This is a genomic window from Streptomyces sp. NPDC001480, assembly GCF_042894725.1.
Taxonomy (GTDB): domain Bacteria; phylum Actinomycetota; class Actinomycetes; order Streptomycetales; family Streptomycetaceae; genus Streptomyces.
In genome coordinates this window covers 1-14767 of the sequence record NZ_JBIAVX010000012.1, presented here as the reverse complement: position 1 = coordinate 14767, position 14767 = coordinate 1, and the positions used below count along the sequence as shown (strand labels likewise).

Annotated in this window: 16 protein-coding genes; 11 read left to right on the top strand and 5 right to left on the bottom strand. The window is 73.5% G+C overall.

All coding sequences use genetic code 11. From position 1 onward, the window contains the following. Positions 1 to 36: 36 nt before the first annotated feature. Together ACFY01_RS28490 and ACFY01_RS28485 are read left to right on the top strand one after the other, a co-directional pair. Positions 37 to 1302, top strand: a complete 1266-nt coding sequence (locus ACFY01_RS28490) for a PucR family transcriptional regulator (protein WP_390738598.1) — start codon at positions 37 to 39, stop codon at positions 1300 to 1302. Positions 1303 to 1383: 81 nt separating this feature from the next. Next, on the top strand, positions 1384 to 2025 hold the full coding sequence (locus tag ACFY01_RS28485; protein ID WP_390738597.1) for a cutinase family protein: 642 nt from the start codon (positions 1384 to 1386) through the stop codon (positions 2023 to 2025). A gap of 68 nt (positions 2026 to 2093) precedes the next feature. Here the strand turns inward: ACFY01_RS28485 and ACFY01_RS28480 are convergent, their stop codons facing one another. Both ACFY01_RS28480 and ACFY01_RS28475 read right to left on the bottom strand, forming a co-directional pair. Further along, complete coding sequence (locus ACFY01_RS28480; RefSeq protein WP_390738902.1) at positions 2094 to 3764, bottom strand: hypothetical protein; 1671 nt, start codon at positions 3762 to 3764, stop codon at positions 2094 to 2096. 219 nt (positions 3765 to 3983) lie between these two features. Beyond that, positions 3984 to 4397, bottom strand: a complete 414-nt coding sequence (locus tag ACFY01_RS28475) for a hypothetical protein (RefSeq protein WP_390738901.1) — start codon at positions 4395 to 4397, stop codon at positions 3984 to 3986. Between the two features lie 66 nt (positions 4398 to 4463). Between ACFY01_RS28475 and ACFY01_RS28470 the strand changes: the two genes are divergently transcribed. The 4 genes from ACFY01_RS28470 (at position 4464) to ACFY01_RS28455 (ending at position 8434) form a co-directional block, all read left to right on the top strand. Then, the gene (locus tag ACFY01_RS28470; protein WP_390738596.1) at positions 4464 to 4874 is read left to right on the top strand and encodes a hypothetical protein; all 411 of its coding nucleotides are present in this window, start codon (positions 4464 to 4466) and stop codon (positions 4872 to 4874) included. Positions 4875 to 4921: 47 nt separating this feature from the next. Next, the gene (locus ACFY01_RS28465) at positions 4922 to 7066 is read left to right on the top strand and encodes a hypothetical protein (protein ID WP_390738595.1); all 2145 of its coding nucleotides are present in this window, start codon (positions 4922 to 4924) and stop codon (positions 7064 to 7066) included. Between the two features lie 218 nt (positions 7067 to 7284). Continuing rightward, positions 7285 to 7431 (top strand): hypothetical protein, encoded by a 147-nt coding sequence (locus ACFY01_RS28460; protein ID WP_390738594.1) that lies wholly within the window; start codon positions 7285 to 7287, stop codon positions 7429 to 7431. Position 7432: 1 nt separating this feature from the next. After that, complete coding sequence (locus ACFY01_RS28455) at positions 7433 to 8434, top strand: peptidoglycan-binding protein (RefSeq protein ID WP_390738593.1); 1002 nt, start codon at positions 7433 to 7435, stop codon at positions 8432 to 8434. 46 nt (positions 8435 to 8480) lie between these two features. Here the strand turns inward: ACFY01_RS28455 and ACFY01_RS28450 are convergent, their stop codons facing one another. Together ACFY01_RS28450 and ACFY01_RS28445 are read right to left on the bottom strand one after the other, a co-directional pair. Then, positions 8481 to 9362 (bottom strand): YegS/Rv2252/BmrU family lipid kinase, encoded by an 882-nt coding sequence (locus tag ACFY01_RS28450; protein WP_390738592.1) that lies wholly within the window; start codon positions 9360 to 9362, stop codon positions 8481 to 8483. Positions 9363 to 9429: 67 nt separating this feature from the next. Next, positions 9430 to 11025 (bottom strand): FAD-binding oxidoreductase, encoded by a 1596-nt coding sequence (locus ACFY01_RS28445; protein WP_390738591.1) that lies wholly within the window; start codon positions 11023 to 11025, stop codon positions 9430 to 9432. Positions 11026 to 11072: 47 nt separating this feature from the next. Between ACFY01_RS28445 and ACFY01_RS28440 the strand changes: the two genes are divergently transcribed. From ACFY01_RS28440 to ACFY01_RS28420, 5 genes are all read left to right on the top strand, one after another. Further along, positions 11073 to 11696 (top strand): TetR/AcrR family transcriptional regulator, encoded by a 624-nt coding sequence (locus ACFY01_RS28440; RefSeq protein WP_390738590.1) that lies wholly within the window; start codon positions 11073 to 11075, stop codon positions 11694 to 11696. Further along, on the top strand, positions 11693 to 13279 hold the full coding sequence (locus ACFY01_RS28435; RefSeq protein WP_390738589.1) for a glycerol-3-phosphate dehydrogenase/oxidase: 1587 nt from the start codon (positions 11693 to 11695) through the stop codon (positions 13277 to 13279). Before ACFY01_RS28440 ends, ACFY01_RS28435 begins: the two co-directional genes overlap by 4 nt. An 83-nt stretch (positions 13280 to 13362) precedes the next feature. Further along, positions 13363 to 13524 carry a hypothetical protein gene (locus ACFY01_RS28430; protein WP_390738588.1) on the top strand — a complete coding sequence of 54 codons (162 nt, stop codon included), beginning with the start codon at positions 13363 to 13365 and terminating at the stop codon, positions 13522 to 13524. A gap of 3 nt (positions 13525 to 13527) precedes the next feature. Then, positions 13528 to 13803 carry a DUF4190 domain-containing protein gene (locus tag ACFY01_RS28425; protein ID WP_390738587.1) on the top strand — a complete coding sequence of 92 codons (276 nt, stop codon included), beginning with the start codon at positions 13528 to 13530 and terminating at the stop codon, positions 13801 to 13803. A 144-nt stretch (positions 13804 to 13947) separates the two neighbouring features. After that, a complete protein-coding gene (locus ACFY01_RS28420) occupies positions 13948 to 14445 on the top strand; it encodes a MarR family winged helix-turn-helix transcriptional regulator (protein WP_390738586.1) in 498 nt (165 codons plus the stop codon). Between the two features lie 7 nt (positions 14446 to 14452). On the opposite strand, the gene ACFY01_RS28415 is transcribed toward ACFY01_RS28420, so the two are convergent. Then, the coding region (locus tag ACFY01_RS28415) for a transposase (RefSeq protein ID WP_390738585.1) at positions 14453 to 14767 on the bottom strand (315 nt) is incomplete at its 5' end.

Here is a 14767-nt window from a genome sequence, read left to right as displayed (position 1 = left end):
AGGGTGAGCCGGTTCCGGGTGAAAGGAGTGTCCGCGATGGCGGTCCCCGCCCCGCGCGGAGTGCCGGCCGGTCCGGTGGCCCCACCGTTGCCGCCCGGCCTGGCCGAGCTGCTGCGCGCCCAGCTCGACACGGTCGCCGACGAGGTGGAGGAGGAGGTCCGCGGTCAGGTTCCCGAGTACGCGCGGCCGGCCGACGGTAACTACCGCAGGAACCTGCGGGCCGGGGTGGAGTTGGCGCTGACCCTCTTCGTCGACCACATCGCCGACCCGCGCGGCCGGGGGGACGCGATCGCGGCGACGTACTACGAACTCGGGCGCGGCGAGGCCCTGGAGGGCCGCAGCCTGGACGCGTTGCAGTCGGCGCTGCGCGTCGGGGGGCTGCACGCCTGGCGGCTGATGGGCCGTACGGCGGAGGAGCTGGGGCTGGACTCCGCGGTGGTGGCCGCGCTGGGCGAGCTCGCGTTCCGGACCGTGCACGAGGTCGCGGAGGCCGCGGCGGCCGGGTTCGCCGAGGCCCGCCTGCGCAGTACGGACGAGCTGGAGCGGCGCCGCAGACGGCTGCTGGACCTGCTGCTGGGCGACGGGCCGGTGTCGCCGGAGGCCGTCGAGGACCTGGCGCACGCCGCACGGTGGCCGGTGCCGCGGCACGTCGCCGTCGTCGCCCTCGCGGCCACCCCGGAGCAGCGCGAGGAGGACCGGCCGCTGGCGGCGGCGGGAGCACTGGTGGACATGGGATCCCGGCCACCGCGGATGCTGATGGCCGACCCGGACGGCTCGGGCCGCTTCGGCGGGCGGGCGTTCGCCCTCGCGCTGCGCGGCCGCCCGGCCGCGATCGGTCCGACGGTCCCGCTCACCGAGGCCGCGCAGTCGCTGCACTGGGCCGCCCGGGCGCTGGGGCTGATGGGGCGCGGGATCCTGCCCCGCCAGGGCGTGGTGCGCTGCGCCGACCATCTGTCGACCCTGCTGCTGCACAGCGACGAACCGCTGTTGGCCCAGCTGGAGGCGCGTGTCCTCGCCCCCCTCGACACGGTCTCCGAGGGTCAGCGCGGCCGGCTCGCCGAGACGCTGCTCGCCTGGCTGCTCAGCGGCAGCAACGTGCCCGACGTCGCCGCACGGCTGCACGTCCACCCCCAGACGGTGCGTTACCGCCTGCGGCAGCTGGAGAAGCTGTTCGGTGACGCCCTGCACGACCCCGGTACCCGGCTCGACCTCATTCTGGCGCTGCGCACCGGGGAGTTGCGGGAACCCTCTGCACTCACGTCGGCAACAAAAAACGTGGAATCTCTGAATTCCCGTCCATAACAGCCCTCCACTGAACGCGAATACCTTCGGGACGTCCTTTTCCGCAGGCGCATCGACGCGCCCCACCCGCAAAGGATCCCCATGCGTATCCGCTTGTGCCTCGCCGCGCTCTCGCTGCTCGGCGGGGCCGGACTGACCACCCTCTCGGCTCCCGCCGCCTCGGCCGCCACCTGCTCGGACATCGACGTCGTCGTCGCCCGTGGCACCTTCGAGCCCGGTACTCTCGGCGCGATCGTCGGCGACCCGGTGTATTCCGCGCTCCAGAAGAAGCTGACGGGAAAAAACCTGTCCAGCTACAAGGTGAATTACCCCGCCGACCTTTCGCTCACCTCGGCCGCGCAGGGCAACGCGGACGTGGTGAACCACGTCACCGGACAGGCCGCGGCCTGTCCGAATCAGCGTTTCATCCTCGTCGGCTATTCGCAGGGCGCGAATGTCGTGGACAACTCGATCGGCATCAGCAGCGACGGCGCGGTGGTCGGCAGCCCCATCGTGGCCACCATCCCCGCCGCGCTCGCGCCGAGGGTCGCCGCCGTGCTGCTGTTCGGCAACCCGATCCGCGCCCTCGGCAAGAGCGTCACCGGCACCTACCAGAGCCGCACCATCGACTTCTGCGCCAAGGGCGACCCGATCTGCGAGAACGGCGGCGGTGACGTGCTCGCGCACCTCGGCTACGGCGCCGACGCCGACGCGGCGGCCGCGTTCGCCGCGGGCAAGGTCTGATCCGCGTCCGCGGGCACACCAGGGGCCCGGGAGGAGATCCTCCCGGGCCCCTTCGCCGTACGGAACAGCTACTTCGGTGTCCGCGCGAACCGTGCGAGGTTGGTGGAGACCGGCTCGGGCCGCCCGTCGTTCTGCGCCGGCGCCGCGGTCAGCACGTCGAGGTGCTGGTAGCCGTCGGCGACCACGGGGTGCAGGCCGGCCGGGATGCGGCCCGCCAGCAGTCCGTCGCCCGCGAGCACCGTGAGCGTCGGGTTGGCCTCGAGGCCCTCCGGGTGTGCGACGAGCCGCTTCACCTGCGGGGAGGTGGCGAGTTCGAGATCGGTGACGAGCTTGGTCGGGAAGTACTGCTCGGTGAAGTCCAGCGGCTGCTCGGCCAGGCTGCGGGCCAGCTCCCGGATGTCGGTGACCTCCTTGCCGGCGTCGGTGAAGGGCGTGCCGTCGGCCGACCGGTACCCGGGGTCGTCCGGGTCGCCGACACGGTCGTGATTCCGCCATGTGTACAGCGGTCCGTGGGGCTGGTCCGGGATGGCCTTGTACTCGACCCCGAACAGCGCGGGCTGCCGCGAACCGCCGTTGGCGACGGGGAAGTTCTTGTCGGCGATCGGCCCGCCGTCGAAGAGGCCCACGCTGCTCTGGAGGAACGCCAGGGGCACGGAGTTGTCGTCCATCAGCGCCCCGAGCACGGCGTCGTTGGTGAGCCGGAAGTCCTTCACCGCGGGTGAGCCGGTGAGGAAGGTGGCGGCGTCCTTGGAGAACAGGAAGCGGTTGGTCGCCTCGATGTTGACGTTCGCGGGCAGGTAGGCCGGCAGGTCGGCCTCGCCGTCGGGGTCCTGTACGGCACCCACGCCGGCGATGGCCAGCAGGGTCATGGTCTCGGGGTTGAGCAGGACCGGCGCGGACAGCGCGCGCGGGAACACCCCGCTGTCCAGGCCGGCCTGTACGACGCCGTGACCGAGGCCGATGTCAGGCAGATTCGTGTCGTCGGGGATGCTGCCGCTGAGGTCGGCGAGGGAGGTGGAGACGGTGGTGTCGAGGGCGAAGTAGCCGGCGCACTGGTTGTATCCGGCGTCGGCCGTGGTGGCGTCGTCGCCGTCGAAGTCGGCGGCCGCGAAGTACCCGGTGATCACACCGCCGAGGGAGTGCCCGCCGCACAGCACCTTCCGCTTGCGCGGGCCCTGGTCCGGCAACTCGGCGGTGAGCAGGTCGTACTGGTCGCGGACGGTCTGCTCGATGCCGAGCTTCGCCATCCAGCCCATCTGGTCGTTGCCCGCGAACCCGGCGAAGGTGCGGCCGTCGACCTGCTTGCCCCGGTAGTAGTAGTCGACGGCCGTGTGCTGGTCGCCGGAGGCGATGCCGGTGTGGTCCTCCAGGCAGTTGGAGCGCCGGTCCAGGGCCCAGAACTCGATGTGCTCGCCCTGCTCGGCGGCGCGCGCCACGGTGTCCCGGGCGACGCTGTCGAACGCCCCCGCGCCCTCCAGGATGCCCGGCTGGGCGACCAGGATCCGGTCGGCGTCGGCCGACGCCGCCGGTCCGTCCAAGGAGCGGTAGCGCAGGTACGACAGCCAGTCGCACGCCGCCGGCCGGGCCCCGAAGGAGGCCGGCAACGGCACCTGCACCCGCACCACCGACTCGGTCACCCCGGTCACCGGGCTCGTCGACGCCACCGGCGTCTCGGTCCGCGCACTCGCCGCCCGCGCGCCGGGGGCCACCGCGGTGAGCGCCCCGGTGGTCAGCAGCACCGCCAGCGCGGCGCGGGGCAGCGCCTTCACGGTTCTTCCTCTGCTGCGACTCGTCCTGCTGCGACTCGTATCCATAGCCGGACGGTAGGACCGCGCGGGCGGCGCGCTCGGCCGATGCTCACAAGAACGCAGCAGTCGAGAGCGCCTTTGTCACGGCGGCAGCAGCGTCGGCGCCGGCGAAGGCTGAGTCCGGCCGTGGGACCTCCGCCAACCACCTGGTCAGCTGGTCCCGGACGGCCGTCGCGACGGATTCGCGCACTTCGGCATTGCCCAGAGCCGGTCGGGTGTGAGATCGGTGTCGGTCTTCTTGAGCAGTCGCCGCTCTCGTGCGAAGGCGTTGACCGCTGCCGCCACTCCCTCTCGGAAGCCCACCACGTGCGACCCCCCGTCGGGGGTGGGCGAGCTGTTCGCGAAGCTCTGGATGCCGCCCGTGAAGGTGCGGCTCCACTTCAGGGCGACCTCGACGGACCCGGCGATCCGCGGATCCTCCTGCTCGAAGCCGAAGACGCCCGTCATATCGGATGTCCCGGTCCGCGCCGCGATGAAGGCGACGAAGTCCTTGGCACCGCCCGGGAAGAGGAACCGTTCCGATCGTGGCCCGCCCGGCGGGCCGGCAGCCTTGAGGCCTCCGATTCAGATGTGTCCGCCGAGTTGGTCGACCTCGTTCCGCCGTGCGGGGTCACTGGCTACTCTGCCGATGTGGCCGATGAGAAGGACAGCGGGAACGGCCCGGTCCGGGGCCGTCCGTGGGACCTGGTGGTGTCGACCGTCCTGCTGGAACTCGTCGGCCTCGCTTTCTCCGGGATCACGACCCTGTTGGCGTGGCCGTTCGGGTGGCTGCCCGACCCCGGTCTCGCCGCCTTCGTGACGACCATGCTCGCGTTCGGTCCCGCGGTCGAGTGGTACCGGGCGGGGCCGCCGCGTCGCCTCGCCGTTGTCGCCGCCCTGCTGGCGCTGGCCATGACGACAGTGGTGCTGGCCGCCGCGACGAACTGGGCCCTTCCGTCGCCGGCCGGCCCGGACGCCGGGATCCTCGTCGGCTACCTCCTCGCGGTACCCGTAGCCGTGGCTGTGCTGGCTTGGTTCCTCGACCGGGCGAACGACGCCTGACGCGGCGCTGGTCGGTCGTGTCAGAGGGCGCTGGCACGATGCTCCGCATGGATCTCGTACACCCGCTCGACGGCCTGGATGCCCGCCCCTGGTCCTCCCTCTCCCACGCGTACGGCAGCGCGGAAGACGTTCCCGAGTTGCTGCGTGCTCTGATGGCCGCTGACGCGGATGCGGCGGACGAGGCGTTGTCGGAACTCTACGGGAGCGTTCTGCACCAGGGGACCGTGTATGCCGCCAGCGCGGAGGCGGTGCCGTTCCTGGCCGGGATCGCGGCAGCCGGCCACCGTACGGCGGACGTCCTGGCACTGCTCGGCGGCATGGCCGAGAGCGAGGACGAGTACGGCGTGGCACCGGGCGCGGTCCGACAGGCCGTGGCGGACCAGCTCCCGTCGCTCCTGCCCCTGCTGGCCTCCCCGGAGCCGGAGGTCCGCCGGACCGCGGCCTGGACGGTGTCCCACACCCGCGCGACCGGGATCGCGCTCCCAGCCCTGCGCACGCGCTGGGACCAGGAACCCGAACCCGCCGCACGCGCCGAGGTCCTGGCAGGCATCGCCCGGCTCGATCCCCAGGACGGCGCGGCGTTGGCCGCCGCCACCCTGGAACCGTCCCATCCGGCCGAGGTGCGCATGGCCGCCGTCTTCGCCTGCCTCGACGCGGATGTTCCATGGACCGAGGCCATGCACACGACGATGCTGTCCCTGCTGCCCGCCGACCCGCTGCGCTCCGATCTCGACCTCGAACGCGGCGAGCCGCTGGCCTACGTTGTCGAGGCCCTCCTCGGCCGAGGCCGACGCATGGCACGCAAGATGGCGTTCGCACTGGTCGACGCGGCCCTGCACGACGAACGGGCCGAGGTGCGGGCCGAAGGCCTCTGGGCTGCTGATCGCGCCTGCATGCTCTCCCGCAGCGCCCCGCGGCGACTGGTGTGGAACCTGCGAGCGGCGGCCGTCGACGAGGAGGCGGTGGTCGCCATGTCGTCCCTCCTTGGCCGGCTGGGCAGTGTCGCCGCACCGGCCGCGGACGCGCTCGCCCCGCTTGCCGGACGGAACCTGGACCAGGACGACGACCATGCGGACCGGGCCCTGGCCGCGCTCGTGCTCGTCGCGCCGGCACAGGCGGCACCGCTCCTGGCCGCCGGCATCGAGCGGCGCCCGCGGGCCCTCGACGCGGCCGCCGGGTTCCGGCGCCCGAAGGACTCCGCCTTCCCGTTCGACGGCGAACTGCTCGACGCGGTCCGGGACCGCCTCGCCCGGCCCGAGGATGTGAGCGGCAACGAGCCGTGGCAGCTGACGCACCTGCTCGCGGGGTGGGGCGCCGAGGCGGCGCCGGCGTTGCCCGAGCTGTGCGCGGCGCTCCCGCGCTTCCCCGGCCAGGCCGCCCGGGCCATCACCTCTGTCGCCGCCGACTGCGCCCCGGCGGACCGCGCCCGGGCCGTCATCTCGTTGCGGGCGCGAGCCGAGCAGGGCGTCCTCCCCGCGGCGAAGGCCCTGTACGACCTCGTCGGCGAGACCGCGCCCCTTCTGCGCTGCCTCGAACAGGAACTCCGGCGTGGTGCCGGTGAGTTCAGGGAGGCCGTCAGGACGGCCGGTGCGCTCGGTACCCGGGGAGCGGTGCTGGCACCGGCCCTGCGTGCGGCGCTCAGCCCCGACAACGACACCACGCCCGCTCTGGACAAGGACACTGAACTCGCCGAGGCTCTGTGGCGCGTCACGGGGGAAGCGGACGAGGCGGTCGCCGTTCTGGACTCGGTCTTCACCCGCGCCGGACAAAACCCTTGGTCCCGGTGGTCGGTGGCGCGGGCCGCCCGGACGACGGCCCTCCTCGGCCCCGCGGCACAGCCGCTCACCGCCCGCCTGGAAGCCGCACTCGACGATCCGGCGCAGGCGCCGGCCGCGGTGCTGGCCCTCACAGCCGTGGCGGAACCCGGCTCACTGGACCGCACCGCCCTCGCCGCGGCCGCCTTGCGGTCCGCCGAAGTGGACGCCGATCCGGCGGGTGCCTGCGACGCGCTGGAAGCCCTCGGACCCGACGCGTTGACCGGCGACCACCTCCGCCGGCTCGCCGTCCTCGCCGACGGCGACGCCCGGATCGTCCGCTCCGGAGTCGAGGACCACGTCATCGGCCAGGACAACGCCTTGCGAGAGCGGGCCGGGGCGCTCCTCGCCCCCTCCACGGACACCGCGGCTCGCTGACCTGTCGGCTGTCGCGCCCGTGACCTGCGGGACCGCCATTGATCAGGGTGGCGGAGACGGCTGCCCATTCAATTCCCGGGCCGCTGAACTCGGTGGTGCACGGCGGCGGTCGCACCGCCTCTGGGGCCGCCCTCCCGGACGTACGGCGTCCGGGAGGGCGCACCAGGGCGGCGCGGCCGCCCACCATCCGCAATCAACCGATTTCAGGAGACGCGCTCATGAGCGAGAGCGAGCAGACCCCGCCGTACCCGGCCGCTGGTGCCGGGGTGTTCGACGTCGACCCGGACCAGGCCGGCGTCAGCCAGGACCCGAACCACGAAGTGACCTCCGACGTCGACGCCCTCGACGAAGACTGGGAGCTGTGACATGGGAACCGCCAACGGCATGATCGCCGCCGCACGCAAGCTGCTGGGCACCACCGAGCACCCGCCCGGCTCGAACCACAACATCGTCACCACCTGGTACGGCTTCTCCGGCGCGTGGTGCGACATGTCCATCAGCTACGAGGCCGCCCACTCCGACAACCTCAAGGCCGTGATGGGCAAGTTCGCCCTCACCACCGCCCACGCCCGTGCCTTCCAGAGCCACGGGCGCTGGCACTACGGGATCGGCGGCATCCGGGCCGGCGACGTCGTCTTCTTCGACTGGTCCGGCGGCCGGTCCATCGGTGGCATCGACCACGTCGGCCTGGTGGAGGCAGTGCACTCGGGCGGCACCATCACCACCCTGGAGGGCAACACCTCCGACGCGTTCCGCCGCCGTCTGCGCAACTCCGCCTGCGTGGTGGGCTACGGCCGGCCGGCCTACGAGGGCGCCGCCCCGATGCCCTCCCACGACGGCATCCTGCGCAAGGGTTCCACCGGCAAGGCGGTCAAGACCCTCCAGAAGAACCTCAACACCGTGCAGAAGGCCGGTCTGACCGTCGACGGTCAGTTCGGCGACGCCACCGACAAGGCGGTGCGGGTCTTCCAGGCGAAGCACAAGCTGACCGTCGACGGCGAGTACGGGCCGCACACCGCCGCGGTGATGAAGGCCGCCCTCGCCGGGAAGCCGGGCGTCATCAAGCCCAGGGCGCTCGTCGCCGCGGCCGCGCCGCTCGTCGTGGACGGCCAGTTCGGGCCGGCCACCTGCGCGGCCCTCCAGCGGGTCCTCAACGGCAAGGCCGCCGCCGGACTCGACGTCGACGGCGCGTTCGGCCCGCTGACGGTCAAGGCCCTCCAGAGCTACGTCGGTGCCACGGCCGACGGGGTCACCGGACCCGACACGGCGACCGCCCTCAACAAGCACCTCGGGCTGCCGCCGCACGACACCTGGGACGACACCACCACGTCCCAGCTCCAGAAGGCCCTCAACGCCGGCGCCTTCTGACCGCGGGCGGGCCGGGTGCCCCCGTACCACGAGGGCACCCGGCCCGTCAGTACAGCATCTTCAGCGCGCCGGGCAGGACCTTCGCCGTGACGGGCAGGACCGCCTCGACCTCTCCGTCGGCGCCGTAGGGCACCTCGCGGTCGGCTTCGATGCGGATCTCGCGGCCGCGCAGGATGTGTACCTCGGGCCGTTCGACGTGGGCGCCGGAGGCCAGTTCGTTCATCAGGGTGAAGAACAGCCGGCGTGGCGCCTCACGGATCATCACGACCTCCAGCAGGCCGTCGTCCACGCGGGCGGCGGGGGCGATCATGCGTCCGGAGCCGTAGTAGGGGGAGTTGGCGGCGACGACGGTGTAACCGCGGTGTGCGTGGGGCCGGCCGTCGACGGTGACCCGGTAGTTCACCGGGCGCCAGGTGGTCACGGCCCGCAGGCCGCCCGCGTAGTAGGAGGCGGCGCCGCGCAGCAGGCGGGCGTGGTTGGCGTGGCGGTTGGCCAGGGCGTCGACCCCCGCGTACACGCTGCCCAGCACGGCGGTGCCGGCGTGGACGGCCGACCGTACCTCGATGGTGTCCACCGCGCGTGGCTCCCTTTCGAGCAGGAGCCGGGCGAGGGCGTCGGGGTCGGCGGGCAGGCCCAGCGCTCTGGCGAAGTCGTTGCCCCGCCCGGCCGGGACCAGGCCGAGCACGGAGTCGGTGCCGCTCAGGGCGCCGCCGATGCCGCCGGCGATGCCGTCGCCGCCGACCGCCAGGACCACCCGTCCCCGCTCCCCCGCGCGGCGGGCGATGTCCTGGGCGTGCGCCAGGCTGCGGCTGTACTCCGTCTCCAGTTCCGCCCCGGCCTCCCGGAGCACGCGGGCCACCCGGAGCAGGGCGGCCGCCGCGCCCGCTGAGCCCGCGGTGGGGTTGACGACGGCGGTGAACTGTCGCATGGGGTACGCCTCCGGGGCGGGTCGTGCGGTGGGCGGGTGGGGCGGGGCCGGTGGGGTGGCCCGCGGGTCAGTCCGTGGGCAGCAGGACGCCGGGGTTGAGGATGCGGCCGGGGTCCAGGCGCTGTTTGACGGCCCGGAGGGCGTCGACGCCCAGCGGGCCGGCCTCGCGGACGTACCAGTCCCGGTGGTCGGTGCCCACGCCGTGGTGGTGGCTGATCGTGCCGCCCGCGGCGAGGATCGCCTCGCCCGCCGCCCGTTTGGCGGGGGCCCAGTGGGCGACCGGGTCGTCGCCCTGGGCGGAGACGACGGTGAAGTACAGCGAGGCGCCGTTCTCGTAGACGTGCGAGATGTGGCACATGACCAGGGGCGGGGTGCCGGCGTCGGTGAGCGCGGTGGTCAGTGCGGTGCGGACGGCCGCGTACAGCTCGGGGACGCGCGACCAGAAGGCGGCGGTCTCCAGCGTTTCCGCGAAGGCTCCCGCGTCGAGCAGGGAGTCCCGCAGGTACGGCGCCGAGTAGCGGCCGTGCGCCCAGCGCGTGCCGGGCTCCGTACCGGCGTACGTGCCACCGCACTCGCGCAGGACGGCGGCGGCCCGCTCCCGGCGGTGGGCGGTGTCCTCCTCGGTGCCCTCGTACCCGACGACGGCCAGACAGCCGGCGTTCGGCGGTGCCCCCTCGGCGCCGATCGCGTCGGGCTGGGCGAGGCCGATCAGGGTCTCGGTCTCGTCGGACAGGCGCAGCACCGTGGGGCGCGGGCCGTCCTGGGCGAGCCGCCGGAGCGCGGTGGAGCCCTCCTCGAAGGAGGCGAAGCGCCAGCCCTCGTACCGGCGGACGGCCGGCACGGGGCGGACGCGGACGGTGACGGAGGTGATGACGCCGAACGCGCCCTCGGAGCCGAGTACCAGCTGACGAAGGTCGGGTCCGGCGGCGGAGCGGGGAGCACGGCCGGTCTCGAGGGTGCCTTCGGGGGTGGCCAGGGTGAGGGCGAGCACCATCTCGTCGAAGCGCCCGTATCCGGCGGAGGCCTGTCCGCTGGAGCGGGCGGCGGCGAACCCGCCGATGGTGGCCCACTCGTAGGACTGCGGGAAGTGCCCCAGCGTGAAGCCGTGTTCGGCCAGGAGCGCCTCGGCCTGTGGTGCGCGCAGGCCGGGCTGCAGGGTGGCGGTGCGGGAGACGGGGTCGACGGCGAGCAGCCGGTTCATGCGGCGCAGGTCCAGGGCGACGAACGGTTCCCGCCGTGCGGGGGCGAGGCCGCTGACGACGGAGGTGCCGCCACCGAACGGGACGGCGGCGAGGCCGTGTTCGGCACACGCGCGCAGGGCGGCGAGCACGTCGTCGTGGGTCGCCGGGAGAACGACGGCCGCGGGTACGTCGCTCACGTCCCCGGCGCGGATCCGCAGCAGGTCGGGGGTGGACTTGCCCCGGGTGTGCCGGATGCGGGTTCCCGCGTCCGTACGGACGTGCTCGTCGCCGCCCACTGCTTCGGCCAGCGCCCGCAGAGCGGCGGGGTCGAGCGGTGTGGCGGGTACGGCGATGTCCTCCAGCCGCAGCGGTTCGGCCGGGCGTGGCTTGACGCCCAGCAGATCGCGCAGCAGCCCGGTCACCGTCTCGGGCAGCGGTGCCGCCTCGGCCGGGTCGCCCCAGCCACTCCACAGCATGTCCATGACGGTTCGTCCTCATCGCTCGCTTCCGGGGCGTTACACTGTGACACATGACGCCTATTCGTCACAACGCCCAGGACGACGCCCACGACGACGACCAGGCCGGCGACCCGGTGCTCGACGCGGTGCGCGACTGCGTACTGGCCGTCGGTGTCCGTCGCACGACCCTGACCGACGTGGCACGCCGGGCGGGTGTCTCGCGCATGACCCTGTACCGGCGCTGGCCCGATGTCCGCTCCCTCGTCGGGGACCTGATGACGCGCGAGTGGGTCGGCGTGGCCACACGGTCCATGCCGGAACGCGCTCCGGACCGGACCGCGCGCGAACTGGTCGTCGACGGGCTGGTGGACGGAGTGGCGGCCTTCCGCGCCCACCCGCTCTTCCGCAAGATCATCGACGTCGATCCGGAACTTCTCCTGCCGTACGTGCTGGACCGCCGCGGCGCCAGCCAGGACGCCCTGCTGGAGCTGCTGACCGGCGCCCTGCACGACGGGCACGCCGACGGTTCGGTGCGGGCCTGCCACCCGCAACGGCAGGCTCGCGCCCTGCTGTTGGTCGTCCAGTCCTTCACCCTGTCGCTGCGGACCATGACCGACGAGGACGACCCGGACCTGACCTCCGCCGCCTTCCTCGCGGAACTGCGGACCATCCTGGAGAGGACCCTCACGCCATGAGCCCCACCAGCAGCTCGTCCCTGTCCGCCGGGCGCCGGCGGCGTGAGCTGGCCGGGACCGTCGGCGGCCCGGCGGTGGACGTCCTGGTGGTCGGCCTCGGTGCCACCGGCGCCGGAGCCGCCCTGGACGCCGCGGCCCGCGGGCTGTCGGTCGTCGCCGTCGACGCCCACGACCTCGCTTTCGGCACCTCGCGCTGGAGCTCGAAGCTCATCCACGGCGGCCTGCGCTACCTGGCGTCCGCACAGCTCGACGTGGCCCACGAGAGCGCGGTGGAACGAGGCGTGCTGATGCAGCGCACCGCGCCGCACCTGGTCCGGGCCCAGCCGTTCGTCCTGCCGCTCACCCCCCTGGTCTCGCGCGGCCAGGCCGCCCTCGCCCAGGCCGGATTCCGGGCCGGCGACACCCTGCGCCTGATGGCCCGCACGGCCCGCGCCACCCTGCCCGCGCCCCGCCGGCTGTCCGCGGTGGAGACCCGTCACCTGGCCCCGGCGCTGCGCACCGACGGCCTGCGCGGCGGCCTGCTGTCCTGGGACGGCCGGCTCACCGACGACGCCCGCCTGGTGACCGCGCTCGCCCGCACCGCGGCCGCCCACGGCGCCCGCGTCCTGACCCGGGTCAGGGCACTGGAACTGACCGGGTCGGGTGCCCGCGTCCGTGACGAACTCACCGGCGAGGAGGGCGAGATCAGGGCCCGCGCGGTGATCAACGCCTCCGGCGTGTGGGCGGGCGGCCTGGTCGACGGCATCCGGATCCGGCCCTCCCGGGGCACCCACCTGGTGCTGCGCGCCGAGCGGCTCGGCCCGCTGCCGGCGGGACTGCACATCCCGATCCCCGGCGAGACCAACCGCTTCGTGCTCGTCCTGCCGCAGGGCGACGGCCGGGTGTACGTCGGACTCACCGACGAACCCGTCGAGGGTCCCGTCCCCGACGTCCCTCAGGTGCCGGAGACCGACATCGGCTTCCTGCTCGACGTACTCGGCTCCGTCCTGGACGCCCCGGTCCACCGCGACGACGTCGTGGGCGCCTTCGCCGGGCTGCGCCCCCTGCTGGACACCGCGCCTCAGCGGCCGGGCGGGGCGGCCAGGACCGCCGACATCTCCCGGCGGCACGCGGTGCTGACCTCCTCGGAGGGCGTCGTCACGGTGGTCGGCGGCAAGCTCACCACGTACCGGCGCATGGCCGAGGACGCCGTCGACGCCGCCGTCTCGGCGCGCCGGCTGCCGGCCGGCCCCTCCACCACCTCCGCCCTCCCCCTCGTCGGTGCCGCGGCGCCGTCGCGGCTGAGCGCGCTGCCCGCGCCCCGGCGCCTGGTCCGGCTCTACGGCACCGAGGCCGTGGCGGTGCACGCCCTGGCCATCGCGGACCGCCGGCTGGGCGAACCCGTCGTACCCGGTCACCCCGTCACCGGCGCCGAACTGCTGTGGGCCGCACGCCACGAGGGCGCGCTCGACACGGCGGACCTGCTCGACCGGCGCACCCGTATCGGCCTCGTCCCCGAGGACCGTGCCGCGGCGCTGGAGACCGCCCGTCGGATTCTGGACGACGCCCGGGCACACCTGAGTGACACGGCCGATCGGGGGTAACCCGCGATGTCATGAACGCGTTGAGGAAATGGTTGAGGATACGTCAGCCCCTTTCCGCCGCCCCGGCCGAAGGGAGGTGACCCGTGCTCTTCCTGGTCGCCGCCCTGCTCCTGCTGGGCATCGTCGTGGGGGCCGCCGCGTACCTCCCCTGGCCCGTGACGGTCGTCCTGGGCACGCTGATCGCCGTCTGGCTGCTGGTCTTCGCGGCGCGGGAACGGCGCCGGCGCGGAACCAGGGGGGTGTAGGCGATGCGGCTGACCGCACCTCCCTCGCGCCGGACGGGCCGCCGGGACACCGAGGGCATGGCCGTGGCCTCCTTCGTGCTCGGGCTCGTCGGTCTGCTCGTCCTCAACCTCGTCCTCGGCCCGATCGCGATCGTGCTGGCCGTGATCGCGCTGCGCCGCGACACCCCGCGCCGGTTCCGGGCCCTGCTCGGTCTCGGCCTGGGCATCGCGGACCTCGTGGTCCTCGCCGTGCTGACGGCCGTGCACGGCACGGCGTCCTGGGGCTTCTGGGGTGGCTAGGCGCCCCGGCCGTGCCGGCCGCCTCCGTGCCGGCCGTCTTCGGGCCGGCTTCCCTCGCCCGGCGGCTTGCTCCGCGGCTCGTCGGGTAGGGCGATGGGATGAGGTGACACCCGAGACGGCGCGGAGCTGAGGGAAAGTGATGTCGTGACCCATCCCGGCGGGCCCGGCGAGGAGCGGGCGAGGGGACCGGGCGACGGCCCGGAGGCCATCGCCCTGGAGCTCTTTGATGCCGTGGAGAGCCTGACGACCCTGTGGTCGCTCGCCGCTCAGGAGGCGGCCCTGCGCTTGTCCCTGCACCAGTTGCGCGCGCTGCGGGCCCTCGAGGCGGCGCCGGGCGTGAACCTGACCGCTCTGGCGCAGCGCCTGGACATAGGCATGCCGACCGCCAGCCGGCTGTGCGACCGGCTGGAGGCGGCCGGACTGCTGGAGCGCGCCCTGCATCCGAGCAAGCGGCGGGAGGTCCGGCTGAGCCTCACCAGCCACGGGCGGCACGTACTGGACGATGTCGCGGCCCGCCGCGAACAGGCCTTGGCGGCGGCCCTCGCGGCGATGCGGCCGGCCGAACGCACCGCGCTGCGGCGCGGCTTGAAGGCCTTTCTCGCCAGCCGGGACACCGCCCGGCCCGGGCCGGGCGGGCCCTAGTGCCGCATCAAGCAACGTTTGCCCTGTCCACGATCTCGCGTAGGCGTTCGTCGGCAGCGTGCTTGTTCCGCCAGATGATGTAGCGGCGGATCATGCTGCCCTGCTCCTTGTGGCTGGCATGATCGGTGCCGTCGAGAGCGAAGTAGCGCAGGGCTGTGAACTGGGCTTCGATGCGGTTGAGCCAGGAGCTGTTGGTCGGCGTGTAGGCGAACTCGACGTTGTTGGCGGCTGCCCAGTCGCCGACCCGGGTGTCCTTCTTTGTGGTCAGGTGCGGGGAGAAGTTGTCGAGCACGATCGCGATGCGGCTCTCGGGCGGGTAGAG

Excerpts from the sequence above, each read along its gene's own strand:
- ACFY01_RS28490 (WP_390738598.1), top strand. The coding sequence starts at position 37 with ATGGCGGTCCCCGCCCCGCGCGGAGTGCCGGCCGGTCCGGTGGCCCCA.
- ACFY01_RS28485 (WP_390738597.1), top strand. The coding sequence starts at position 1,384 with ATGCGTATCCGCTTGTGCCTCGCCGCGCTCTCGCTGCTCGGCGGGGCC.
- ACFY01_RS28465 (WP_390738595.1), top strand. The coding sequence starts at position 4,922 with ATGGATCTCGTACACCCGCTCGACGGCCTGGATGCCCGCCCCTGGTCC.
- ACFY01_RS28435 (WP_390738589.1), top strand. The coding sequence starts at position 11,693 with ATGAGCCCCACCAGCAGCTCGTCCCTGTCCGCCGGGCGCCGGCGGCGT.
- ACFY01_RS28460 (WP_390738594.1), top strand. The coding sequence starts at position 7,285 with ATGAGCGAGAGCGAGCAGACCCCGCCGTACCCGGCCGCTGGTGCCGGG.
- ACFY01_RS28445 (WP_390738591.1), bottom strand. The coding sequence starts at position 11,025 with ATGGACATGCTGTGGAGTGGCTGGGGCGACCCGGCCGAGGCGGCACCG.
- ACFY01_RS28425 (WP_390738587.1), top strand. The coding sequence starts at position 13,528 with ATGCGGCTGACCGCACCTCCCTCGCGCCGGACGGGCCGCCGGGACACC.
- ACFY01_RS28450 (WP_390738592.1), bottom strand. The coding sequence starts at position 9,362 with ATGCGACAGTTCACCGCCGTCGTCAACCCCACCGCGGGCTCAGCGGGC.
- ACFY01_RS28455 (WP_390738593.1), top strand. The coding sequence starts at position 7,433 with ATGGGAACCGCCAACGGCATGATCGCCGCCGCACGCAAGCTGCTGGGC.
- ACFY01_RS28440 (WP_390738590.1), top strand. The coding sequence starts at position 11,073 with ATGACGCCTATTCGTCACAACGCCCAGGACGACGCCCACGACGACGAC.